Origin of the sequence: Streptomyces sp. DI166, from assembly GCF_900091315.1 — a bacterium.
Taxonomy (GTDB): Bacteria; Actinomycetota; Actinomycetes; order Streptomycetales; family Streptomycetaceae; genus Streptomyces; species Streptomyces fuscus.
Window position 1 is genome coordinate 77,823 of record NZ_FLSP01000021.1, and the last position, 23,104, is coordinate 100,926.

22 protein-coding genes, 4 tRNA genes and 2 pseudogenes are annotated in these 23,104 nt (G+C 71.0%); 6 read left to right on the forward strand and 22 right to left on the reverse strand.

The annotated features are described in order from the left end of the window. Positions 1-91 precede the first annotated feature (91 nt). Positions 92-164 (reverse strand) — tRNA-Trp (locus GA0115233_RS13390). A 250-nt stretch (positions 165-414) separates the two neighbouring features. Between GA0115233_RS13390 and GA0115233_RS13395 the strand changes: the two genes are divergently transcribed. Together GA0115233_RS13395 and GA0115233_RS13400 are read left to right on the forward strand one after the other, a co-directional pair. Next, on the forward strand, positions 415-1,638 hold the full coding sequence (locus GA0115233_RS13395; protein WP_093720407.1) for a pyridoxal phosphate-dependent aminotransferase: 1,224 nt from the start codon (positions 415-417) through the stop codon (positions 1,636-1,638). Between the two features lie 137 nt (positions 1,639-1,775). Continuing rightward, positions 1,776-2,843: an adenosine deaminase gene (locus GA0115233_RS13400; protein ID WP_093720408.1), complete on the forward strand. Its 1,068-nt coding sequence runs from the start codon at positions 1,776-1,778 to the stop codon at positions 2,841-2,843. On the opposite strand, the gene GA0115233_RS13405 is transcribed toward GA0115233_RS13400, so the two are convergent. From GA0115233_RS13405 to GA0115233_RS13450, 10 genes and pseudogenes are all read right to left on the reverse strand, one after another. Then, entirely contained in the window at positions 2,761-3,456 is a 696-nt protein-coding gene (locus tag GA0115233_RS13405) for a hypothetical protein (protein WP_093720409.1), read from the reverse strand. The two genes, GA0115233_RS13400 and GA0115233_RS13405, sit on opposite strands and share 83 nt — an antisense overlap. An 11-nt stretch (positions 3,457-3,467) precedes the next feature. After that, positions 3,468-4,541: pseudogene (locus GA0115233_RS13410) on the reverse strand (UDP-N-acetylmuramate dehydrogenase); the annotation flags it as partial. A 70-nt stretch (positions 4,542-4,611) separates the two neighbouring features. Beyond that, positions 4,612-4,992, reverse strand: a complete 381-nt coding sequence (locus GA0115233_RS13415; RefSeq protein WP_093720411.1) for a DUF3291 domain-containing protein — start codon at positions 4,990-4,992, stop codon at positions 4,612-4,614. Positions 4,993-5,007: 15 nt separating this feature from the next. Then, entirely contained in the window at positions 5,008-6,444 is a 1,437-nt protein-coding gene (locus GA0115233_RS13420; protein WP_093720412.1) for an MFS transporter, read from the reverse strand. 133 nt (positions 6,445-6,577) lie between these two features. Then, on the reverse strand, positions 6,578-7,147 hold the full coding sequence (locus tag GA0115233_RS13425; protein WP_176711763.1) for a TetR/AcrR family transcriptional regulator: 570 nt from the start codon (positions 7,145-7,147) through the stop codon (positions 6,578-6,580). 118 nt (positions 7,148-7,265) lie between these two features. Continuing rightward, positions 7,266-7,694 (reverse strand): MaoC family dehydratase, encoded by a 429-nt coding sequence (locus tag GA0115233_RS13430; RefSeq protein WP_093720414.1) that lies wholly within the window; start codon positions 7,692-7,694, stop codon positions 7,266-7,268. A gap of 8 nt (positions 7,695-7,702) precedes the next feature. Beyond that, positions 7,703-8,155, reverse strand: a complete 453-nt coding sequence (locus GA0115233_RS13435) for a MaoC family dehydratase N-terminal domain-containing protein (RefSeq protein WP_093720415.1) — start codon at positions 8,153-8,155, stop codon at positions 7,703-7,705. A 128-nt stretch (positions 8,156-8,283) separates the two neighbouring features. Further along, positions 8,284-8,448 carry a 50S ribosomal protein L33 gene (gene rpmG / locus GA0115233_RS13440; RefSeq protein ID WP_003948671.1) on the reverse strand — a complete coding sequence of 55 codons (165 nt, stop codon included), beginning with the start codon at positions 8,446-8,448 and terminating at the stop codon, positions 8,284-8,286. A 90-nt stretch (positions 8,449-8,538) separates the two neighbouring features. Continuing rightward, positions 8,539-8,611: transfer RNA gene (locus tag GA0115233_RS13445), tRNA-Met, on the reverse strand. Between the two features lie 46 nt (positions 8,612-8,657). Continuing rightward, a tRNA-Thr gene (locus tag GA0115233_RS13450) sits at positions 8,658-8,730 on the reverse strand. A gap of 319 nt (positions 8,731-9,049) precedes the next feature. Here GA0115233_RS13450 and GA0115233_RS13455 point away from each other — a divergent pair. Both GA0115233_RS13455 and GA0115233_RS13460 read left to right on the forward strand, forming a co-directional pair. Continuing rightward, a pseudogene (locus tag GA0115233_RS13455) lies at positions 9,050-10,304 on the forward strand (amidohydrolase family protein). 483 nt (positions 10,305-10,787) lie between these two features. After that, positions 10,788-11,444 (forward strand): SDR family oxidoreductase, encoded by a 657-nt coding sequence (locus tag GA0115233_RS13460; protein WP_093720416.1) that lies wholly within the window; start codon positions 10,788-10,790, stop codon positions 11,442-11,444. 7 nt (positions 11,445-11,451) lie between these two features. Here GA0115233_RS13460 and GA0115233_RS13465 read toward each other — a convergent pair whose 3' ends face one another. Together GA0115233_RS13465 and GA0115233_RS13470 are read right to left on the reverse strand one after the other, a co-directional pair. Beyond that, positions 11,452-11,664 carry a hypothetical protein gene (locus GA0115233_RS13465; protein WP_093720417.1) on the reverse strand — a complete coding sequence of 71 codons (213 nt, stop codon included), beginning with the start codon at positions 11,662-11,664 and terminating at the stop codon, positions 11,452-11,454. A gap of 85 nt (positions 11,665-11,749) precedes the next feature. Continuing rightward, a tRNA-Tyr gene (locus GA0115233_RS13470) sits at positions 11,750-11,831 on the reverse strand. Between the two features lie 225 nt (positions 11,832-12,056). On the opposite strand from GA0115233_RS13470, the gene GA0115233_RS13475 reads away from it, so the two are divergent. After that, a complete protein-coding gene (locus GA0115233_RS13475; RefSeq protein ID WP_093720418.1) occupies positions 12,057-12,545 on the forward strand; it encodes a YajQ family cyclic di-GMP-binding protein in 489 nt (162 codons plus the stop codon). A gap of 96 nt (positions 12,546-12,641) precedes the next feature. On the opposite strand, the gene GA0115233_RS13480 is transcribed toward GA0115233_RS13475, so the two are convergent. Beyond that, positions 12,642-12,908: a GlsB/YeaQ/YmgE family stress response membrane protein gene (locus tag GA0115233_RS13480; protein ID WP_093720419.1), complete on the reverse strand. Its 267-nt coding sequence runs from the start codon at positions 12,906-12,908 to the stop codon at positions 12,642-12,644. Positions 12,909-13,063: 155 nt separating this feature from the next. Between GA0115233_RS13480 and GA0115233_RS13485 the strand changes: the two genes are divergently transcribed. Beyond that, complete coding sequence (locus GA0115233_RS13485; RefSeq protein WP_093720420.1) at positions 13,064-14,311, forward strand: APC family permease; 1,248 nt, start codon at positions 13,064-13,066, stop codon at positions 14,309-14,311. A 10-nt stretch (positions 14,312-14,321) separates the two neighbouring features. On the opposite strand, the gene GA0115233_RS13490 is transcribed toward GA0115233_RS13485, so the two are convergent. The 8 genes from GA0115233_RS13490 to GA0115233_RS13525 all read right to left on the reverse strand — a co-directional run. Then, positions 14,322-14,882 carry an SMI1/KNR4 family protein gene (locus GA0115233_RS13490; RefSeq protein ID WP_093720421.1) on the reverse strand — a complete coding sequence of 187 codons (561 nt, stop codon included), beginning with the start codon at positions 14,880-14,882 and terminating at the stop codon, positions 14,322-14,324. A gap of 141 nt (positions 14,883-15,023) precedes the next feature. Continuing rightward, a complete protein-coding gene (locus tag GA0115233_RS13495) occupies positions 15,024-15,422 on the reverse strand; it encodes a YccF domain-containing protein (RefSeq protein ID WP_093720422.1) in 399 nt (132 codons plus the stop codon). After that, positions 15,419-16,282 (reverse strand): zinc metalloprotease HtpX, encoded by an 864-nt coding sequence (gene htpX / locus GA0115233_RS13500; protein WP_093720423.1) that lies wholly within the window; start codon positions 16,280-16,282, stop codon positions 15,419-15,421. The genes GA0115233_RS13495 and htpX overlap by 4 nt, the downstream gene beginning before the upstream one ends. A 228-nt stretch (positions 16,283-16,510) precedes the next feature. Beyond that, a complete protein-coding gene (locus GA0115233_RS13505) occupies positions 16,511-17,626 on the reverse strand; it encodes a hypothetical protein (protein WP_093720424.1) in 1,116 nt (371 codons plus the stop codon). Between the two features lie 111 nt (positions 17,627-17,737). Continuing rightward, positions 17,738-19,255: an NADH-quinone oxidoreductase subunit N gene (locus tag GA0115233_RS13510; RefSeq protein ID WP_093720425.1), complete on the reverse strand. Its 1,518-nt coding sequence runs from the start codon at positions 19,253-19,255 to the stop codon at positions 17,738-17,740. Continuing rightward, on the reverse strand, positions 19,252-20,826 hold the full coding sequence (locus tag GA0115233_RS13515) for a complex I subunit 4 family protein (protein ID WP_093720426.1): 1,575 nt from the start codon (positions 20,824-20,826) through the stop codon (positions 19,252-19,254). Before GA0115233_RS13515 ends, GA0115233_RS13510 begins: the two co-directional genes overlap by 4 nt. A 6-nt stretch (positions 20,827-20,832) precedes the next feature. Further along, entirely contained in the window at positions 20,833-22,827 is a 1,995-nt protein-coding gene (locus GA0115233_RS13520; protein ID WP_093720427.1) for an NADH-quinone oxidoreductase subunit 5 family protein, read from the reverse strand. After that, on the reverse strand, positions 22,824-23,104 hold a 281-nt coding region (locus GA0115233_RS13525), incomplete at its 5' end, for an NADH-quinone oxidoreductase subunit NuoK (RefSeq protein WP_093720428.1). The genes GA0115233_RS13525 and GA0115233_RS13520, both read right to left, overlap by 4 nt.

The following is a 23,104-nucleotide window of genomic DNA, read 5'->3' on the forward strand; positions in this document are numbered from 1 at the left end:
CGGGTCGTGGCCGTGCCGCGCCCGGTCTGAGCCGCACGGCGGTGCATTGCTGTACGTACATGCGCACACATCCTGGCGAAGGTGTGTGTAGCAGGGCCGGAGGGACTTGAACCCCCAACCGCTGGTTTTGGAGACCAGTGCTCTACCAATTGAGCTACGACCCTTTGTGTGCTCCCCAACGTACCGCATCCGGACGGGTGCTCGGTGTGCACCGTGCGAGTGCGGGCTGCTGAAGGCCAACGAGGTGAGAGTGTACGTGGTCTTGGGCCCCCCGTCGAACAGAAAGTGCCCGTGGGAGCCCCGGAGATGAAAGATCACCCAGCCCGCGGGCCGGATCCGGACGGTTGTTCAGCCGTTGTTCAGTCTGTGAAACCCGTGTGCCGGGGATATTTCGGGTCTGGAACGATGGGTCCCATGAGCGCTGCTACCCCTCCCACCGAGCGCCGGGTCTCCGCCCGAGTCGGCGCGATCTCCGAGTCCGCCACCCTCGCCGTGGACGCCAAGGCCAAGGCCCTCAAGGCCGCCGGGCGACCGGTGATCGGCTTCGGCGCCGGTGAGCCGGACTTCCCGACGCCGGACTACATCGTCGAAGCCGCCATCGAGGCGTGCAAGAACCCCAAGTACCACCGCTACACCCCGGCCGGCGGTCTGCCCGAGCTGAAGGCCGCGATCGCCGCGAAGACGCTGCGCGACTCCGGCTACGAGCCCGACGTGTCGCAGATCCTGGTCACCAACGGCGGCAAGCAGGCGATCTACGAGGCGTTCGCCGCGATCCTCGACCCGGGCGACGAGGTCATCGTCCCCGCGCCGTACTGGACCACGTACCCGGAGTCGATCCGGCTGGCCGGCGGTGTCCCGGTGGAGGTCGTCGCCGACGAGACCACCGGCTACCGCGTCTCCGTGGAGCAGCTGGAGGCCGCGCGCACCGAGAAGACCAAGGTCGTCCTGTTCGTGTCGCCGTCCAACCCGACCGGCGCCGTCTACAGCGAGGCCGACACCGAGGCGATCGGCCGCTGGGCGGTCGAGCACGGCCTGTGGGTGATGACGGACGAGATCTACGAGCACCTCGTCTACGGCGACGCCGCCGCCGTCTCCCTGCCGGGGCTGCTGCCCGAGCTGCGCGACAAGTGCGTCGTGGTCAACGGTGTCGCCAAGACGTACGCCATGACGGGCTGGCGGGTCGGCTGGATCATCGGCCCGAAGGACGTCGTCAAGGCCGCCACCAACCTCCAGTCGCACGCCACGTCGAACGTCTCCAACGTGGCGCAGGTGGCCGCGCTCGCCGCCGTCTCCGGTGACCTGGAGGCCGTCGCGAAGATGCGCGAGGCCTTCGACCGCCGCCGCAAGACGATCGTGCGGATGCTCAACGAGATCGACGGCGTGGTCTGCCCGGAGCCCGAGGGCGCGTTCTACGCGTACCCGTCGGTCAAGGCCCTGCTGGGCAAGGAGATCCGCGGCAAGCGCCCGCAGACCAGCGTCGAGCTGGCCGAACTGATCCTGGAGCAGGCCGAGGTCGCGGTCGTCCCGGGCGAGGCGTTCGGCACGCCGGGCTATCTGCGGCTGTCGTACGCGCTCGGCGACGAGGACCTCGTCGAGGGTGTGAGCCGGATCCAGAAGCTGCTGGCGGAGGCCAAGTAGCCGCCTTCGTGCGTGCGGGGCACCCGGGAACCTCCCGGGTGCCCCGTTCTTTTGTGCGCGCAGTTCTTTTGTGCGAGCAAGACCACGAACGGGGAAAGCGGTACCGGGACGGCGGTTGCGTACGGCAGGATCCTGGGATGGAGCGTGTACGTGATGTCTCTGAGCTGCCGAAGGCCCATCTGCACCTGCACTTCACCGGGTCGATGCGGCCCGGCACCGTTCTGGAACTGGCCGACAAGTACGGCGTACGCCTGCCGGAGGCGCTCTCGGACGCCCTGATCAGCGGGGAGCCCCCACAGCTGCGGGCGACCGACGAGCGGGGCTGGTTCCGCTTCCAGCGGCTGTACGACGCGGCGCGCTCGTGCCTGCGCCAGCCCGAGGACATCCAGCGCCTGGTGCGCGAGGCGGCCGAGGAGGATCTGAAGGACGGCTCGGGCTGGCTGGAGATCCAGGTGGACCCGACGTCGTACGCGCCCCGGCTCGGCGGGCTGATCCCGGCGCTGGAGATCATCCTGGACGCGGTCGAGACGACCTCCCGGGACACCGGGCTCGGGATGCGGGTGCTGGTCGCGGCGAACAGGATGAAGCACCCCCTGGACGCCCGCACGCTGGCCCGGCTGGCGGTGCGCTACGCGGACCGCGGGGTGATCGGCTTCGGGCTCTCCAACGACGAACGGCGGGGTATGGCACGGGACTTCGACCGGGCGTTCGCCATCGCACGGGACGGCGGGCTGCTCTCCGCGCCGCACGGCGGCGAGCTGACGGGTCCGGCCTCGGTCCGGGACTGTCTGGACGACCTGGAGGCGAACCGTATCGGCCACGGTGTGCGGGCGGCGGAGGACCCGCGGCTGCTCAAGCGTCTGGCCGACCGGGGCGTCACCTGCGAGGTGTGCCCGGCCTCCAACGTGGCCCTCGGCGTCTACGAGAAGCCTCAGGACGTCCCCCTGCGCACGCTGTTCGAGGCGGGTGTGCCGCTGGCCCTGGGCGCGGACGACCCGCTGCTGTTCGGCTCCCGGCTGGCGGCCCAGTACGACATCGCCCGCCGGCACCACTCCTTCACGGACGCGGAACTGGCGGAACTGGCCCGGCAGTCGGTCCGCGGCTCCGCGGCGCCGGAGGACGTCAAGGACCGGCTGCTGGCCGGGATCGACCGGTGGCTGACCGGCCCGGCCGACGGAAGTGGGCGTACGGCGGATACGGCTTGAAGCAGAGCAGCACCTCGTAGGGGTGCCCGCCCCCGGGCGGCTGGGTCAGCGGCAGGCTGCTCATGAACGCCGAGTGCCCTTCGACGACTCGCTTGTGCCGCGGCCCGAATCCCGCCGCGTGGGCGCACGCGACGGCGGAATCGGCGAATGCCTCCCGGGTGCCGAAGAGGAACAGCGTCCGCGCGTGGGTGACGTGCCGCAGGTCCTCCCGGTCCCACGTGGCTTCCTGCCAGGCCCTGGCGTCCCGCGCGGTGCGTGCCTCGTCGGTGCGGGCCGTGAGCGGCGTCCCCTGCCGCAGCCTGTGCCGCAGTTCTGGCCACTGGCTGGGGCGCAGGCCGTAGGAGGTGTGGGCCAGGACGAGGTCGACCCGCTCGCCCCGGCCCTCGTCGGGCGGGACGCCGTCGCGCAGGGGCACATGGACGATCGTGTGCCGCGAGTAGGCCGCGAAGGAGAACAGCGCCGCCAGCCGGTTCAGCCCGTCGTGGTCGCCGAGCAGCAACCCGATGGGCTCGGGGGCGGTCAGGGAGGTGTGGCGCAGGGGCGTGCGCGGCTGGACCACCCGGTGTTCGTGCGGCCCGGTTCTGGGCCGGAACTCGGTGAGCCGCAGCCGCATGCGCGGGCGCCCTACAGGCTCACGCCGACGGTCACCGGCTCGTTGACCAGGGTGATGCCGAACGCCTCGCGGACGCCGGCGACGACCTCGCGGGCCAGGGTCAGCAGGTCCTCGGTGGTGGCCTCGCCGCGGTTGGTGAGGGCGAGGGTGTGCTTGGTGGAGATACGGGCGGGGCCGGTGCCGTAGCCCTTGGTGAAGCCCGCCTTGTCGATCAGCCAGGCGGCGGAGGTCTTGGTGTGCCCCTCCCCCGCCGGGTAGGCCGGCGGCTCCACGTCGTCGCCGAGCCGCTCCTTCACGCGCGCGTGGAAGTGCGCGAACTGCTCGTCGGTGAGGATCGGGTTGGTGAAGAAGGACCCGGCGGACCAGGTGTCGTGGTCCTCGGGGTCGAGGACCATGCCCTTCCCGGCCCGCAGCTTCAGCACGGTCTCCCGCGCGGAGGCCAGCGGCACCCGGTCGCCGGGCTCCACGCCGAGCGCGCGGGCGGTCTCGGCGTACCGGATCGGCCCGGACAGCCCGCCCGCGTCCTCCAGCTCGAACCGCACGCGCAGGACGACGTAGCGCTCGGCATCGGACTTGAAGCGGCTGTGGCGGTAGGAGAAGGCGCACTCCTCGTTGGTCAGCGTGACCGTCTCGCCGCTGCGCCGGTCGTAGGCGATGACCTCGGTGATGGTGGAGGCGACCTCCTGGCCGTACGCGCCGACGTTCTGGATCGGGGTGGCGCCGGCCGAGCCGGGGATGCCGGCCAGGCACTCGACGCCCGCGAGTCCGGCCTCGACGGTGCGGGCGACGGCGTCGGTCCACACCTCGCCCGCGGCGAGCTCCACGCGCGTGCCGGAGATTTCCAGGCCCTTGGTGGCGATGACCAGGGCGGTTCCGTCGAAGCCCTTGTCGCCGATGACCAGGTTGGAGCCGCCTCCGATGATCAGCAGCGGGGTGCCCGCGGCGTCCGCCTCGCGGACGGCGGCGATCACCTCGGCGTCGGTGGTGGCGGTGACCAGCCGGGTGGCCGGTCCGCCCAGGCGGAAGGTGGTCAGCGGGGCGAGGGGGGCATCGTGGAGTTCCTGCACGCGCTCAAGGGTACGAGAACGGCCCCGCCGGTCAGGGCGGGGCCGTGTCGTCGCGGTGTCCGGGGTTGTGCTGTGCGGTGCCCTGGGCTCAGCGCAGTCGGCGTTCGGCCTCGGCCCAGTCGAGCGGGAGGTCCTCGCTCTTCGCCGTCCAGGAGGCGAACTTCGAGTCCCGCATAAGGGGGGCTAGCCTGCGGGCGGTCGGGGCGTGGGTGCCGGTACGGGAGAACTCCTTGAGGGCCTGCGGGGACTCCCAGGCGGACAGGGTCCAGAAGGTCCGCCGGAACACCTGCGCCTTGAGCGTGGCGCCGCATCCGCCGGGCGCCCGGCTGACCTGCCGCCACACGCCGGGGGTGCGGAGGAAGAACCGCAGTGCGCCCATGAGGCTGGTGGTCTCGAAGCGGGAAGCGAACACGTGTACCTCGGTGCCGGGGGGCGGGGTCTGCGGAGCGGTCCAGGGAAGCGTGGGCATGTCGGTCTCCTCTCGTCAGTGTCCGGCGGTTTCCAGCACGCGCGCGTGCTGCTCGGGCTCCTCCACGCGCGGGGTGGCGCTGCGGCGCGGGATGCACAGGGCGGCGATTCCGGCGACGGCGACCAGGGCGGCGCCGGTCACCAGGGCGGGCCTGAGGCCGTCGACGAAGGTCTGTCCGGTCTCGTAGCCGCCCTGGGCCGCGAAGATCGACGACATGATGGCGATGCCGAGCGCGCCGCCGACCTCGCGCAGGGCGTTGTTGGCGCCGGAGGCGATGCCCTGCTCGGAGGTGCGGACGCTGGACATCACCAGGGCGGAGGCGGGGGCGAAGAACAGGGCCATGCCGACGCCGCTGATGATCAGGGCGGGCAGCTGGACGCCGTAGGAGGCGTCCGCGGTGAGGACCGCGGCGAAGTAGGCGAGCCCGACGGCCTGGAGGAACAGACCGGTGGCGACGACCGGACGGCCGCCGATCCGGTCGGAGAGGATCCCGGCGATCGGCGCAACCAGCATCGGCATACCGGTCCAGGGCAGCATCCTGAGGCCCGCCTCGGTGGGCGAGTAGCCGAGCACGCCCTGCATGTACTGGCTGAGCAGGAAGATCGAGCCGAACATGCCGAGGAACATCAGCATGCTGGCCGCGTTGATCCCGGAGAACGCCCGGGAGCGGAACAGCCGCATCGGCAGCATCGGGTTCTTGGCCCTGGCGCTGTAGAGGACGAAGGCGACGAGCAGGGCACCGCCGGCGAACAGGCCGGTGAGGACCATGGGCGCGGTCCAGCCGTCCGCGGGGCCGCGGACCAGGCCGTAGACGATGCCGAACAGACCGCCGCTGGCCAGCAGGGTGCCCGGGAGGTCGAGCGGGGCGCCGGTGCCGTGCGACTCGGCGAGGCGGAGCCGGGCGAGCGGGAGCAGGATCAGGCCCAGTGGAACGTTCAGCCAGAAGATCCACTGCCAGGAGATGTGCTCGGTGAGGCTGCCGCCGATGAGCGGTCCGGAGGCCACGGCGAGCCCGTTGACGGCGCCCCATATCCCGAACGCCATCCCGCGCTTGTCGGCGGGCACGGCGGCCGTCAGCAGGGTCAGCGTCAGCGGCATCATGATCGCCGCGCCGACGCCCTGCACCGCGCGGGCGCCGATCAGGGAGTCGATGCCGGGTGCCATGGCCGCGGCGGCGGAGGCGCCGGTGAAGATCGTGATGCCGACGAGGAAGAGGCGGCGGCGGCCGAACCGGTCGCCGAGCGCGGCACCGAACATCAGCAGGACGGCGAAGGTGAGGGTGTAGGCGCTCACCGTCCACTCCAGGTCGTGCAGTCCGCCGCCCAGGTCCTCGCGGATGGAGGGCAGTGCGGTGGTCACGACGAGGTTGTCGAGGGCCGCCATGAATCCGGCGACGCTGGTGATGACGAGGGCCCAGACGGGTCCCCCGCGTGGTGCGGTCTGCTGTGACATCTCTCCCCCAGAGGGTGTGGCCTGCGTGGTTACTGTCCGGTTAGTAATTGATGACTAACTTCTGCGGTCATGAAAATGCGCCGGAACGCCTTGCTCGTATTCAGGGTCGGTTCAGCGGTGGTGCCGGGCGGCCTCAGTGCTCCAGCCGCCCCTTGATGCGAGCCTCCGGGTAGAGCCCTTCCCACACCCGATGCTCGGGCGGGAATCCCATGGCGACCAGACAGTTGATGAGCATCCCGTACGCCATGAACGTGGTCGTCTCGCCGATGTCGGCACCCAGCGGCAGGTGAACGGTGTCCCACAGTCGCATCCAGCCATTGCGCACCGCCTCACCGAACTCGTGGTCACCCTCCTCGGCGGCGGCCCCCACGGCGACGTACATCTGCATCTGCATGAGCAGCCGTTCCGGGTGCTCCGCGATGACCTTGGTGTACGCGTTCGCCATGGACAGCAGGGCTTCCTCGCCGTGCAGACCCTCGGACGCCTCCTCGAACGTCCGGACGGTCTCCTCAAGGCACCGCTCCGCCGCCGCCAGGAAGATCGCTTTCTTGCCCGGGAAGAGCCGGAAGAGATACGGCTGGGAGACACCGACCCGCTTGGCGATCGCCTCGGTCGACGTCCCGTGGTAGCCGCCGCGGGCGAACTCACTGATCGCCGCGCGGACGACGCTCTCGCGCCGCTCCTCTGCACTCATCCTGGCCATGCGAGTAAGTTAGTACTCAATCACTAACTACGTCAAGCGGTATCTGTCTCCGCGTCTACGGGTAAGGGGCGCCCCTCCATGGAGAGCGCCCCTTACTCGCGGCCACGCGCGCGTGCCGTCACGCCAGGCGGACGACCGCCCGGGACATGCCCAGCACCTTCTGACCGGCGCTGGTGGCCGTCAGGTCCACCCGGACCGTGTTGTCGTCGAGCTTGGCCGCGACCTTGCCGCTGACCTCGATCGTGGCGCCCTGGTCGTCGTTCGGGACGACGACGGGCTTGGTGAAACGGACCCCGTACTCGACCACCGCGCCCGGGTCGCCGACCCAGTCGGTGACGACGCGGATCGCCTCGGCCATGGTGAACATGCCGTGCGCGATGACGTCCGGCAGCCCGACCTCCTTGGCGAACTTCTCGTTCCAGTGGATCGGGTTGAAGTCGCCGGAGGCGCCCGCGTACTGCACGAGCGTGGCACGCGTCACGGGGAACGTCTGCGCGGGCAGTTCGGTGCCGACCTCGACGTCGCCGTAGGAAATCTTCGCGGTCATGGGATCGCTCACCCCTCCTCGGCCGCGCGGGCGACCAGCTTCGTCCAGGCGGTCACGACGTGCTCCCCCGCCTCGTCGTGGACCTCGCCGCGGATGTCCAGGATGTCGTTGCCCGCCATGGACTTGATCGCCTCGATGGTCGAGGTGACCGTCAGCCGGTCCCCGGCGCGCACCGGGCGCGTGTAGGCGAACTTCTGGTCGCCGTGCACCACCCGGCTGTAGTCCAGGCCGAGCTGGGGGTCGGCGATGACCTGTCCGGCCGCCTTGAAGGTGATCGCGAAGACGAAGGTCGGCGGGGCGATCACATCGGGGTGGCCGAGCGCCTTGGCGGCCTCCGTGTCGGTGTACGCCGGGTTGGTGTCACCCACCGCCTCCGCGAACTCGCGGATCTTCTCGCGGCCGACCTCGTAGGGGTCGGTGGGCGGATAGGTCCGCCCGACGAAGGACTGGTCGAGCGCCATGGGCTCGGCACCTCCTGGTGTCAGCTGTGATTCCCGGAGCCGGCCGAGGGGTTACCGCTCGGTTCCGGCCGACGAAACGACGCGAGGCCGCCCCCTGTTACGGGGACGGCCTCGCGTACGAGCCTGATTTATCGCGTCTCGCGGTGCGCGGTGTGCGCGTTGCAACGCGGGCAGTGCTTCTTCATCTCAAGACGGTCCGGGTTGTTACGCCGGTTCTTCTTGGTGATGTAGTTCCGCTCCTTGCACTCCACGCAGGCCAGCGTGATCTTCGGGCGGACGTCGGTGGCAGCCACGTGAGTGCTCCTAAGACGAACGGATGGACTGATTCAACGCAAGAAAGAGTAGCCGATCGAAGGACCGACCCCGCAATCGGCTACTGTCAGTAGCGGTGACCGGACTTGAACCGGTGACACAGCGATTATGAGCCGCTTGCTCTACCGACTGAGCTACACCGCTGCGATGCGATCAGTTCCCATCTGACGATGAGAACCTTTCACACCAGAGCCCCAAAACGGAATCGAACCGTTGACCTTCTCCTTACCATGGAGACGCTCTGCCGACTGAGCTATTGGGGCGAGCGATGAAGACATTACACGGTCCGCCGCCGTTCGCCCAAATCCGTTTCCCGCCGTCCCCCGCACCCCGATCGCACGGGCTCCACAGCCGCCTCAGCCGTCACCGCGGACAGCCCTCCGCGCAGCTCGCGCGGCCGGGACCACACCGGTACGACTATTGCGCTCCTCCCGGTCGCGGGCGGATCGCCGCCCTAGGCTCGACTCACTCTGCGTGATCTTGTGCCCCCGCGCGGGGCGCACGCGCGGTTCCCTTGGTTCCGCAGTCCCGCGTGGTTTCCGCAGTCCCGCGCAGTTCCGAGCAGCGAGTACCTGGAGCGCGATGCCCGACAGCCAGCCCCAGCCGCCCCACTCCTCGTCCTCACCCCCGGGACAGTCCGATCCGGCGGCGCTGCTGTGCGGGGCGCGCCTCACCGACGGCCGCACCGTGGACGTCCGGCTGGGCAACGGGCGCATCGAGGCGGTGGGCACGGCCGGGAGCCTGTCGAGCGGCACGCGCGCGTGCGGGGCACGCGTGGACCTGACCGGCTACCTCCTCCTCCCGGCCCCCGCGGAACCGCACGCCCACGGCGACACCGCCCTGTCCGCCGACACGGACGGACCCGTCTCCTACGACCCCCAGGACGTCCAGCGCCGCGCCACCGAGGCCGCCCTCCTCCAACTCGGGCCACGGGGCGACGGCACTGCGCACGCACGTGCGCGTGGGCGACGTCCAGGGCCTCGGCGCCCTGTCCGCCGTCCTGCGCGCCCGGCGTTCACTGCGCGGGCTGACCGAGCTGACCGCGGTGGCGGTGCCCCGCCTGCTGACCGGCGTGGCCGGCGCCGACGGGCTGGCGATGCTGCGGGACGCGCTGAAGATGGGCGCGTCCGTGGTGGGCGGCTGCCCCGACCTGGACCCCGACCCGACGGGCTATGTGGAGGCGGTCCTGGAACTGGCCTCCGAGCACGGCTGCCCCGTCGACCTCCACACGGACGCCGACGACCCGGCCCGGCTGTCCCGGCTGGCGGCGATGGCGGGCGGACTGCGCCCCGGTGTGACCCTCGGCCCCTGCGGCGGCCTCGGCCGGCTCCCGTCCGACGCGGCGGCCCGCACCGCCGACCAACTCGCCGCCGCGGGCGTCTCGGTGGTGTGCCTGCCGCAGGGCGGCTGCGGGGGCGTGGAGCGCCGCGGCACCGCGCCGGTACGGCTGTTGCGAGCGGCCGGTGTGCGGGTCGCCGCAGGGAGCGGCGCCCTGCGGGACGTGTCCAACCCGGTGGGCCGCGGCGACCCCCTGGAGGCGGCGTACCTCCTCGCCTCCCGCTACGGCCTCGGGGCCGAAGCCGCCTACGACGCGGTGAGTTCGGCCGCGCGAACCGTCCTCGGACTCCCCGGGATCCGCGTCGAGGCGGGCTTTCCCGCGGACCTCCTCGCCGTGCGCGGCGACCGGCTCTCGGGCGCGCTGTCCCTGGCGTACAGCCGGATTGTCGTCCACCGGGGGCGTGTGGTGGCGCGCACGAGCGCGGTGCGGGAGTACTGCAACTCGGCGGCGGCGGTGGAGTTGGGGCTGCCTCGGCAGGGGCGGGGGGAGGTTTCCTGAGGGGGTGCTGGCGCGGCTGGCGCGGAGGCTGAGGCGGGGAGTGCGCGCTCGGCGCGGAGGCTTCGGCGCCGAGCGCGCGCTCGGCGTTTGCGCTTCGCGCCTGGCGTACAGCGATTGCTCCGCGCCCGGCGCGAATCCGGTTCCGCGCGCCCCGGGTAGTCGTTTTGAGCCCCGCGTGCGGCTTACTCCCTCGCGCCGCGCGCATCGCAAAGCTGCCAGGCCACGAGCGCGCCCCGCATGACCAGCGCCCACCCACTCCCCCGCACCGGCGCATGCTCGCTCTCCCGCGCCCGGCGCGCACCCACTTCGCCACGCCCCGCGCGCGGCGAGCTCCACGCGCTCCGATCGCACGCTTCACGTCCCGCGCGCACCGAACACCGCACGCCCCGCGCGCACAACGCAACGCGCGCCCCTCACTCAGGCGCACGCCGCCCCGCAGGGCTCGTGCGGCGGGTGCGGGCGCCCGGGCGTACGGTCGAAGGCATGCGCATTGTCATCGCTGGTGGTCATGGTCAGATCGCGCTGCGGCTGGAGCGGCTGCTGTCGGCGCGCGGGGACGAGGTGGCGGGCATCATCCGCCGCGCGGAACAGGGCGACGACCTGCGGGAGGCGGGTGCCGAACCGGTGCTGCTGGACCTGGAGTCGGCGTCGGTCGAGGAGGTCGCGGCGAGTCTGGAGGGCGCGGACGCGGCGGTGTTCGCGGCGGGCGCCGGACCGGGCAGCGGAGTCGCCCGCAAGGAGACAGTGGACAAGGACGCGGCGATCCTGTTCGCGGACGCGGCGCTGCGGGCCGGAGTGCGCCGGTACCTGGTCGTCTCGTCGATGGGCGCGAACCCCGAGCACGAGGGCAGCGAGGTCTTCGACGTCTACCTGCGTGCCAAGGGCGAGGCGGACGCGTACGTCCGCGGCCTGGACGGCCTGGACTGGACGATCCTGCGCCCCGGCATGCTGACGGACGACGCCGGCACCGGCCTGGTCCGTCTGGAGGCCCACACGGGCCGCGGCCCGATCCCCCGCGATGACGTGGCCGCCACCCTGGCGGAACTGATCGACACCCCGGCCACGGCCGGCCTGACCCTGGAACTGATCAGCGGCACGTCCCCGGTGACCGTGGCCGTGAAGTCGGTCGCGGGCAACTGAGGCCGTCTCAGAACAGCGACAGCTGACCGGGCATCCCGGGCACGACGTACCCGTCCAACGACGGCTGCGCGGCCCCGAGTTCGGCCAGCCTGCGCGACCCCGGGCACGATACGAGCATCCCGCTCGCCCGCGCGCCGGGCGGATCGTGCCGGGCGAACCGCCCGGCCACCACGGCGATCTCCCGACGGCACTCGGGGCAATTCCTGCGACGCGAGGACATGGCCCCAGTGTGCCCGTCACCACTGACAACGAAGAGACCCCCTCGCCCCTGTGTTTCCACAGAGCCGAGGGGGTCTTCCCCAAAGTGGCGGCGCCAGGATTCGAACCTGGGTAGGCATAGCCGACAGATTTACAGTCTGCTCCCTTTGGCCGCTCGGGCACACCGCCGGGGTTTGCTGCCAATCGAACGGCCTTTCGGCGGTGCTCCCTGGCAACGACGTAAACAATACCCGATGCGGAGGGGTGCTTCGCCACTCGATTGATCTCCGCCACGGGGACCGGGGATGGCTAGGCTTATCCGGATGCGGCCCGGGACCTACGCCGGGCTCGGCGCTGGCCCCCACGCACGCCGATACGCACCCGACAGGACCCCGATACAAGGAGCCACAGGACATGGCCGACTCCAGTTTCGACATCGTCTCGAAGGTCGAGCGGCAGGAGGTCGACAACGCCCTCAACCAGACCGCCAAGGAGATCTCGCAGCGCTACGACTTCAAGGGCGTGGGCGCCTCGATCTCGTGGTCGGGTGACAAGATCCTCATGGAGGCCAACTCCGAGGACCGGGTGAAGGCTGTCCTCGACGTCTTCCAGTCCAAGCTGATCAAGCGCGGCATCTCGCTGAAGGCACTGGAGGCGGGCGAGCCCCAGCTCTCCGGCAAGGAGTACAAGATCTTCGCGACGATCCAGGAGGGCATCTCCCAGGAGAACGCCAAGAAGGTGGCGAAGATCATCCGCGACGAGGGCCCCAAGGGCGTGAAGGCCCAGGTCCAGGGCGACGAGCTGCGCGTGAGCTCCAAGAGCCGGGACGACCTCCAGACCGTTATCGCCCTGCTGAAGGGCAAGGACTTCGACTTCGCCCTCCAGTTCGTGAACTACCGGTAGTCCCGGACCGGCCGAATCCTCCGCGTGACGCGAAAAGGGTGGGCACCTGGCGGGTGCCCACCCTTCCCGCTGCCGGCTGCGGTCAGGAGGAGGTGCTCAGTTGCGCGAGTGGCCGAAGAGGATGCGGTAGGCGATCAGCAGGACCAGCGAACCGCCGATCGCGGCCGCCCAGGTGGCCCCGTCGTAGAAGTCCTTGCTGATCGGGTGGTCCAGCCAGCGGGCGGAGATCCAGCCGCCGAGGAACGCGCCCGTGATGCCGATGACCGTCGTGCCGATGAAGCCGCCCGGGTCGCGGCCCGGCAGCAGGAACTTGGCGATGGCTCCGGCCAGCAGGCCCAGAATGATCCAACTGATGATGCCCACGCCCTGAACCTGCCCCTCCGTGCCGTGCCCGCACTGCCCCGGCACTGTGATCTTCGTCCTGCTCCTACCTGCGTTCCGCTCCTGTTCACCATCTGTTGCCGACAAGGACGTCACCGCACCGCCCGGCGGTTGCGGCGCTCAGTAGGGTGCGGTCCATGACACAGCCTGCCGCCGGGCTCCGGCGCACCCTCGGAGTCGGCGACGCTGTGGTCATCGGGCTCGGCTCCATGGTCGGGGCGGGCATCTTCGCCGCCCTGGCTCCCGCCGCCCGCGCGGCCGGCACCGGGCTGCTGATCGGGCTCGCCGTGGCAGCGGTGGTCGCCTACTGCAATGCGACCTCCTCCGCGCGGCTGGCCGCGCTGTATCCCGCCTCCGGCGGCACCTATGTGTACGGCCGTGAGCGGCTCGGTGAGTTCTGGGGATATCTCGCGGGCTGGGCGTTCGTGGTCGGGAAGACGGCCTCCTGTGCGGCGATGGCGCTCACCGTTGGCGCGTACGTCTGGCCGGACCAGGCGCACGCCGTGGCGGTCGCGGCGGTCGTGGCGCTGACCGCGGTGAACTACGGCGGCGTCCAGAAGTCCGCATGGCTGACGCGGGCGATCGTGGCTGTGGTGCTGGCGGTCCTCGCCGCCGTGGTGGTCGTGTGTCTGACGTCGGGCGAGTCGGACGCCGGGCGGCTGGACGTGGGCGTCTCCGGCGGCCTGGGCGGGGTGCTTCAGGCCGCCGGGCTGTTGTTCTTCGCCTTCGCCGGGTACGCGCGGATCGCGACGCTCGGCGAGGAGGTGCGGGACCCCGCGCGCACCATCCCGCGCGCGATCCCGATCGCCCTGGGTATCGCCCTGGCCGTGTACGGGTTCGTCGCGGTCGCCGCCCTGTCCGTGCTGGGCGCCGGCGGGCTCGGGAACGCGGACGCGCCGCTGGCCGACGCGGTGCGCGCCGCCGGGGTGCCGGGTCTGGTGCCGGTCGTCCGGGTCGGTGCCGCGGTGGCCGCGCTGGGCTCGCTGCTCGCCCTGATCCTGGGCGTCTCCCGGACGACGCTGGCCATGGCGCGGGACCGCCATCTGCCGGCCGCACTGTCGGCCGTGCACCCGCGGTTCCGGGTGCCCCACCGGGCCGAGCTGGCCGTGGGTGCGGTGGTCGCGGTGCTGGCCGCCACGGTGGATGTGCGCGGGGCCATCGGGTTCTCCTCCTTCGGTGTGCTGGCGTACTACGCCGTGGCGAACGCCTCGGCGTGGACGCTGGGTTCGGCCCTGTCGGCGCGGGCCGTCCCGGCGGTGGGTCTGCTGGGCTGCCTGGTCCTGGCGTTCGCGCTGCCCTGGGTGTCGGTGGTCGTGGGGGCGGGCGTGCTGCTGGTGGGGGTCGCGGCGTATGCCGTACGGCGGAGGATGCGCGCGGCCGGGTAGGCCGTACGGGCTATGAGGGCTGGGCGGTCCGTTCGGAGAAGTCGGGCCACGGGGGCAGGTCCGTGTCGTCGTTCGTCTCCTCGTACCAGCCGGTGCCCTCGACCCAGGCCTGCAGCCAGTGCGCGAGGCTGGGAGCGTCCACGTACCAGGCGTGGTCGCTGGTGTCCGCGTTCGGTTCGAAGAGCAGGACCGGGGCCCCGGGGGCAAGGCAGTCCACGCACGCGTACATCGCGCAGCCCCAGTGGGATATCGGCAGGACTCCCACGGGCCAGGGCCAGTCGGGGTCCTTGCGGCCGCTCTTGCGGTTGCTGAGGTACTGCGGGACCGCGGCGGGCTCGCCGGACGGCGGGCTGTCGAGCAGGGGCAACAGGCCGTACTCCGGGCCGAATCCGCCGTCCCCTATGCGCAGGTACAGCTCGGCGAGCAGCGGCGGCAGAGGAAAGCCCAGGGCGGCCTCGGCGCGGGTCACGGCGGCGGAGTCCACGGGTGCGGGCAGAGAGGGCCAGCCCCACGGTCGGGTGGTGCGTGCCTTGGACGCCACCCGTGCCAGCAACTGCTCGGTGTCGGTCATGCGTTCATGATGCAAGCCGCCACTGACAATCGAGCCGGCCTGTGGAGAACCCCCGGCCTGTGGAAAACCCCGGTTGTGGACAACTCCCGGGCCCGGCATGCCCTTACGGCCCGGGACAGCCCTCACGGTCCGGGAGAACTCCTACCAGCGCGTGTTCGCGAAGGCCTCGTCCGTCCGTACGATCTCGCGGCCCAGCGGCAGCAGCGACACCGGGATCAGCTTGAAGTTGGCGATGCCCAGCGGGATGCCGATGATCGTCAGGCACAGGACGATCCCCGTGGCGATGTGGCCGAGGGCCAGCCACCATCCCGCGAGGACCAGCCACAGGACGTTGCCGACGCAGGAGGCCGCGCCCGCGTCGCGCCGTTCGACCGTGGTGTACCCGAAGGGCCACAGCGCGTAGACGCCGATGCGGAAGGCGGCGATGCCGAACGGGATGCCGATGATCGTGATGCACAGCAGGACTCCCGCGAGCAGGTAGCCCAGGAACAGCCAGAGGCCGCTGAGCAGGAGCCATATGACGTTCAGGATTGTCTTCACCGGTGAGGACCTGCCATCTTCTCCAGCCGGGCGATCCGCTCGGCCATCGGCGGGTGGGTCGAGAACATCTTGGACAGCCCCTGTCCGGGGCGGAACGGGTTCGCGATCATCATGTGGCTCGCCGTCTCGATGCGGGGCTCGGGGGGCAGCGGAAGCTGCTTGGTGCCCACTTCCAGTTTGCGCAGGGCGCTGGCGAGTGCCAGTGGGTCGCCGGTCAGCTGGGCGCCTGAGGCGTCCGCCTCGTACTCCCGGGAGCGGCTGATCGCCAACTGGATGAGGCTGGCGGCGAGCGGACCGAGGATCATGATGAGCAGCATGCCCAGCAGACCGGGTCCGTCATCGTCGTCGGAGCGGCCGATCGGGATCAGCCAGGCGAAGTTGACCAGGAACATGATCACGGAGGCGAGGGCACCGGCCACCGAGGAGATCAATATGTCCCGGTTGTAGACATGGCTGAGCTCGTGGCCGATGACGCCGCGCAGCTCGCGCTCGTCGAGCAGGCGCAGGATGCCCTCCGTGCAGCACACGGCGGCGTTGCGCGGGTTGCGGCCGGTGGCGAAGGCGTTGGGGGCCTCGGTCGGGGAGATGTACAGCCGGGGCATGGGCTGGCGGGCCTGCGTGGAGAGTTCACGGACCATGCGGTACAGCGCCGGGGCCTCGAACTCGCTCACCGGGCGGGCGCGCATCGCGCGGAGGGCGAGCTTGTCGCTGTTCCAGTAGGCGTAGGCGTTCGTGCCCAGGGCGATCACTACGGCGACGACGAGTCCCATACGGCCGAAGAAGCTGCCGATGACGATGATGAGTGCGGACAGTCCCCCGAGGAGTACTGCGGTCCTGAGCCCGTTGTGCCGGCGGTGCACGGTACGCCCTCCAAGTGGTGCGGCAGGGGAACCCTTTGCTGGTCGGTCTCCGATGTGCCACTGGTGTCGTGGTGACAGGTCCAGTGGACCCTCCCGTACTGGTCAACGCCAGGCGAGGGGCTGGGGTTCCCTGGTGGGCGCGGCCGGGCCGCTGGGCCGTACGGGTGAGGGCGGTGCCGTTGCGCGGAGGGGACGGGGTGCCGTACCCGCCCCCTCGCGTCGGGGCCGCTACTTCAGGGCGACGCCGTCGCCGGCCGCCTTCACGGAGGCGACCGTCGAGCTGCCCGCGTACGCCCAGCGCCAGTACCCGGCGGCCGAGGCGGTGGTGGTCGTCGACAGATAGCCGGCCGAGTCCGTGGTGACCGTCTTGACGGTCGTGTAGGTGCTGGAGCCGGACTTGCGGAACTGGAGCTTGACCTTCTGTCCGGCGTAACCGGTGAAGGTGGTGGCCGTGTCGCTGGTGGCGCGGGTGAGGCGGCCCGTCACGGTGAGCTTGCCGCCCTTGCGAACGGGCTCGGGGGACGCGTTCACGGTCAGCTTCGACACCTTCAGCAGGGTGACGCCGTCGCCCCGGGAGACGGCGGCGGTGGAGGTGCTGTCCTGGGAGAATGCCCAGCGCCAGGCGCCGGAGGTGGTCGCCTTGACGGTCGTCTTCACCTTGCCGTCGGCGTCGGTGGTGGCCGTCTTCACGGTGCTGTAGGAGGTGCCGCCCAGCTTCTTGAACTGCAGTCGCAGCTTCTGCCCCGCGTATCCGGCGGGGAACGCGTTGTACTCCACGTCCCAGCGCTGCCAGTCCGGCCGGGTGAGCTCGCCGGTGACGGTGAGCGTGCCGTCCTTGCGCACAGGCTCGGGGGTGGCGTTCCCCGTCAGCGTGGTCTGCTTCAGCAGCGGGACGCTGCGGCCGGGCAGGTCCTCGTAGCCGAGGTAGCTGGTGTATTCGAGGTACTGGACGCCGTCGAACGTGTATCCGGAGATACCCAGGTAGACCGGTCCCGCGGAGGCGTTGAAGAGTTGCTGGGGCGCGATCACCGCGGTTCCGGTGCAGGTGCTCACGGTCTCCGTGGTCTGCTCGCAGCTCATGTTGTCGCCGGCCTCGCCCTCCAGGAAGAAGAAGTGGCCACCAATGATGAGCTTCGCGTCGATGGTGGCGAGGCCGCCCGAGTCCTCCTCGATCTGGGCGGTGACCGGGACGGTCACCGGGTCCTTGCCGCCCACCACGATGGGCTTGCCCCCGTTGATCGTCACGCTCTTGAAAGCGGTGTCGTAGTACGCCGCTTGCGCCTGCGGTGCCAGCAGCAGTCCCCCTGCTGTGGCGGCCGCGAGGAGCAGCGCCGTACGTCGCACTCGTGCCAAGGAATCCCCCCAAAGGATCAGGCGGTGCCAGGTTTGGATCAGGCCATCCGATGATCGGATGGCCGAATCCTGCCACAGGGGCGAAGCACAGCATCCGCGGGATCAGAACAGGCCGGTCTCGGTGAAGCGCAGCACCAGTTGGGGGGCTCCGGACAGGGCGACGCCCAGGACGGCGGTGAGTGCGATGGCCGCCGTGACGGGTGCGGGTCCGCGGTGGCGTACGGGCTCGCCCTCGGGGGCGCGGAAGAGCAGGGCCGTCCACTGGAGGTAGTAGAACAGCGCGATCACGACGTTGGCGGCCATGACCACGGCGAGCCAGCCCAGGTCCGCGTCGACGGCCGCCGAGAAGACGGTGACCTTGGCGAACAGGCCGATGATGCCCGGCGGGAGTCCGGCGAGGCAGAGCAGGAAGAAGGCCAGGACGAGGGCGGAGAGCGGGTTCTTGGCGTACAGGCCGCGGTAGTCGGTGAGGCGGTTGCGGGCGTGGGTGCGGCCCACCAGGGCGGCCACGGCGAAGGCACCGAGGTTCACGGCGCCGTACATGAGGGCGTACGCGAGCGTGGAGCCGATGGAGCTCTCGGGGTCGTCGGAGTACGCGGCGGCGGCGATCGGTACGAGGAGGTAGCCGGCCTGTCCGACGGACGACCAGGCCAGCAGGCGTACCGCGCTGTACGCGCGCGTGGGCTGCTGGCGCAGGGCGCCGACGTTGCCGATGGTCATGGTCAGGGCGGCCAGCGCGGCGAGCGCCGGGCCCCAGACGTCGGCGTAGGACGGCAGAGCGATGACGGTGACCAGGATCAGGCCGGAGAAGCCGACGGCCTTGCCGACGACCGACAGGTAGGCGGCGATCGGCAGGGGCGCTCCGACGTAGGTGTCGGGGACCCAGAAGTGGAAGGGGACGGCGGCCGTCTTGAAGGCGAAGCCGACGAGGGTGAGGACGACCCCGGTCTGGGCGAGGGTGTCGAACTGACCGTCGACGTTCTGGATGCGCTCGGCGATCCGGGTGAGGTGGAGAGTGCCGGTGGTGGCGTAGACGAAGCTGATGCCCATCAGGCTGACCGCGGTCGCGGTGACCGAGGACAGGAAGAACTTCAGGGCGGCCTCGGAGGACCTGCGGTCGCCGTGGCGCAGGCCGACCAGGGCGAACGCGGGCAGGGAGGCGACCTCCAGGGCGACGACGAGGGTCGCCAGGTCCCGGGAGGCGGGCAGCAGCGCGGCGCCCGCGGCGGAGGACAGCAGCAGGAACCAGAACTCGCCCTCGGGGAGCCGCTTGGCGTCGTCCTTGAGCGCGGTGACCGACAGCAGGGCGGCCAGGAGGGCGCCGCCGAGGACCAGCAGTTGCAGGACGAGCGTGAAGCGGTCGGCGGTGTAGCTGCAGGTGTCGGGGGCGCCGTTGAGGCAGAAGGTGGAGCGGTCGCCGTCCAGGAGGGGCAGCAGCATCAGCGTGGCGGCGGCCAGGCCCGCGACCGAGATCCAGCCGAGGAGCGCCTTGCGGGCGACGAAGAGGTCGGCGACCAGGACGACGAGTCCGACGACCGCCGCGATGGTGGGCGGTGCGATGGCGAGCCAGTCGACGTCCTGGACGAGGGACGCGGCCAGCGGCTGGGCCGGGGAGCTCATCGGGTGCCTCCTGCGAGAAGCTGCTGCACGGCCGGGTCGGTCAGGCCGAGGAGGGACTTGGGCCACAGCCCGGCGACGACGGTCAGGGCGACGAGCGGGGTCCAGGCCGCGAATTCGTACGTCTGTACGTCGGCGAGCCTGGGAGCCTGCTGCGGTACGGCACCCATGCAGACCCGGCGGACCACGATCAGCAGGTAGGCGGCGGTGAGCAGGGTGCCGAACGCACCGATCGCCATGAAGGTGAGGAACGCCGGGCGGCTGAGCTGCTCGGCGGGCTCGAAGGCGCCGAACAGGGCGAGCATCTCGCCCCAGAACCCGGCGAGTCCCGGCAGTCCGAGGGAGGCGACGGCGGCGAAGGCCAGCAGTCCGCCGAGGCGCGGGGCCTTGCCGTACAGCGCCGCTCCCGTCTCCTCGGCGAGCGTGTCGAGGTCGGTGGTGCCCGTGCGGTCCTTCAGCGCGCCGACCAGGAAGAAGAGCAGGCCGGTGATCAGGCCGTGCGCGATGTTGGCGAACAGGGCGCCGTTGACGCCGGTCGGGGTCATGGTCGCGATGCCGAGCAGGACGAAGCCCATGTGGCCGACGGAGGAGTAGGCGATGAGCCGCTTCAGGTCGCCCTTCGCGCCCTGCTTGGCCAGGGCCAGGCAGGCCAGCGATCCGTAGATGATCCCGACGACGGCGAACGCGGCAAGGTAGGGCGCGAAGTCGGCGAAGCCGTCGGGGGCGATCGGCAGCAGGATGCGGACGAACCCGTACGTGCCCATCTTCAGCAGGACGCCGGCCAACAGGACCGAGCCGACGGTCGGGGCGGCGGTGTGGGCGTCGGGAAGCCAGCTGTGCAGTGGCCACATCGGGGTCTTCACCGCGAGCCCGAGACCGATCGCCAGAACGGCGATGACCTGCACGGACGCGGTCAGGGACCGGCCGTTGTCAGTGGCGAGTGCCACCATGTCGAACGTGCCCGCTTCGAGCCCGACCAGAAGCAGGCCGAGCAGCATGACGACCGAGCCGAGCAGTGTGTAGAGGATGAACTTCCAGGCCGCCTGGGCCCGTCCCTCGCCGCCCCAGCGGGCGATGAGGAAGTACATCGGGATCAGGACCGTCTCGAAGGCGAGGAAGAACAACAGCAGGTCGAGGACGGCGAAGGTGGCGAGGGTGCCGGACTCCAGGACGAGCAGCAGGGCGACGAACGCCTTCGGGGACGGGCCCGAGGGCATCTTGAAGTACGAGTAGAGCGCGCACAGGAAGGTCAGCAGCGCGGTCAGGACCAGAAGGGGGAGGGAGATGCCGTCGACGCCGAGGTGGATGCGCACATCAAGTGCGGGGATCCAGCTGATGTCGGTCGTGGCCTGCATCTTCGACGGCTGGTCGTGGTCGAAGCCGAGCGCGAGGACGATCGCGGCGATGAGGATCGCGCCGGTGACCGTCACACCGTGCCGGAGCACGGCCTGCTCGGGTGACTTCCCCTTCAGTCCGGGCGGGGCCGGGAGCAGGGCGGCGACGGCACCGAGGAGCGGGCCGACGACGATCAATGCCAGAAGGAACTGCATCACGGACTCGTTGATATCGATCACGCCTGCTCACGCTCCCGTGGCGACGAGGACGGCGGCGACCGCCAGGACGACGGTTCCGGCGAGCAGCGCGCTCACATAGGTCTGCACATTGCCGGTCTGGGCCCGCCGCACGGCGATGCCGAGCCAGCGGGGCAATGCGCCCGCCCCGCGGACGTAGGTGTCGACGACCTCGCGGTCGAGGAACCGGACGAGACTCGCTCCGGCCTGGACCGGACGGACGAAGAGTGCCGTGTACACGGCGTCCAGGTGGAAGCCGGTGGCCGCGTGCCGGTGCAGCGGGCCGAGCAGGAGCCGGCCGGGGTCCGCCGGGTCGGGGGCCGAGGCCACGTCTCCGTAGGCCGGTGCGTGGCTCGCGATGGCTTCCGCCTCGACCTGTCCCGCGTCGCCCTCCGGGTGGGCCGCGACCGCGCCCATCGGGACTCGGGCCGCGAGGGCGGTGGTGTGGCGCCAGGCCGCGTAGGTGACGATGCCGCCGACCAGGGCGACGCCGGTGCCGAGGACCGAGGTGGTGAGGGTCGGGGCCAGGTCCTGGCCGTCGAACCAGTCGGGCAGCGTGCCGTAGGCGAAGCCGCCGAAGGCGAGCGAGGGCACGGCCAGCACCCAGAGCACCGCGGTCATGGTGAGTGGCTGGCGGCCGTGGTCCGGGGCCTCGGTGCCGCGGCCGCGGAAGGCCAGCAGCCACAGGCGGGTCGCGTACGCCGCGGTGAGCAGGGCCGTGAGCAGGGCGGCGATCAGCACGGTCCAGCCCGCGGCGGCGGGGGCGTGCTCGGTGTGGCCGGTGGAGACGTGCTCGGCGGCGCCGAGGACGGACTCCTTGGAGAAGAAGCCGCTGAAGGGCGGGATCGCGGCGAGCGCGAGGAGCGCCACGGTCATCGTCCAGTAGGCGTCCGGGACGCGGTCGCGCAGGTGGCTCATGCGGGACATGGCGGCGAGCGAGTTGGTGCCGGCGGCGTGGATGATCACGCCGGCCGCGAGGAACAGCAGCGCCTTGAAGGCGCCGTGGGACAGGAGGTGGAAGACGGCGGCGCCGCGGTCGGCGACGGCGAGGGCGCCGGCCATGTAGCCGAGCTGGCCGATGGTCGAGTAGGCGAGGACCCGCTTGATGTCGTCCTGGGCGAGCGCGGCGAGGCCGGAGCCGATCATCGTGACGGCCGCCATCACCGCGAGGACGACCATCGCGGCCTGGGAGGCCTCGAACACCGGGAGGAGACGGGCGACGAAATAGACACCGGCGGCGACCATCGTCGCGGCGTGGATCAGCGCGGATACGGGCGTCGGGCCCGCCATCGCGTCGGGGAGCCAGGTGTGCAGCGGGAACTGCGCCGACTTGCCCGCCACGCCCGCCAGGAGCAGCAGCGCGATCAGCGTCGGGTGGTCGAGGCCGCCGCTCGCGACGGTGCCGAGGATCTTCGTGACGCGGAACGAGCCGGCGTCGGTGGCCAGCGCGAACAGGCCGATCAGGAAGGGGACGTCACCGAGCTTGGTCACCAGGAAGGCCTTCAGGGAGGCGGCGCGCGCCTGAGGGGTCTCCCAGTAATGGCCGACCAGGAAGTACGAGCAGATGCCCATGATCTCCCAGCCGACCAGCAGCACCATCAGGTCGCCGGAGTAGACGACGAGCAGCATGGCGGAGGTGAACAGGGAGACCAGCGCGGCGTACGAGGGGTAGCGCGGGTCCTCGCGCAGATAGCCGGTGGAGTAGATCTGCACGCAGGACGCGACCAGGGCGACCAGGACGGCCACCAGGGCGGCGAAGCCGTCGATGTAGAGCGCGAGGTCGATCGGGACGGAGCCGGTGGGCGTCAGCTCGGTGGAGGCGGTCACGGCCCGGCCGCCGCCCTGGTCGACGGCGACGAGGACGGCGAGGACGAGGGAGGTGAGCGTGGGCAGGACGGCGAGCGGGCGGACGTAGCCCGGTGCCGTGCGGCCGAGAAGCAGTCCGGCGACAGCGCCCAGGAACGGCAGGAGGGGGACGAGGACGGCGAGGGTGGTCGTGGTCACGCGGTGGCCTCAGCCTTCTCCTCGGCAGCGGCGGGTGCCCGGTCGTCCGGCGCGTCGTCTTCCTCGTCGCCGTGGCGGCTCTCGGCGGTGTCGCGGAGCTTGTCGATGTCGGCGGTGCCGCGGTTGCGGTAGACGGCGAGGACGATCGCCAGGCCGATACCGATCTCGGCGGCGGCGATGGCGATGGTGAACAGGGTCAGGGCCTGGCCGGAGTGCAGGGTCTCCTCGGCGGCGCGGCTGAGCCAGACGTCGAAGGCGACCAGGTTGAGGTTGACGG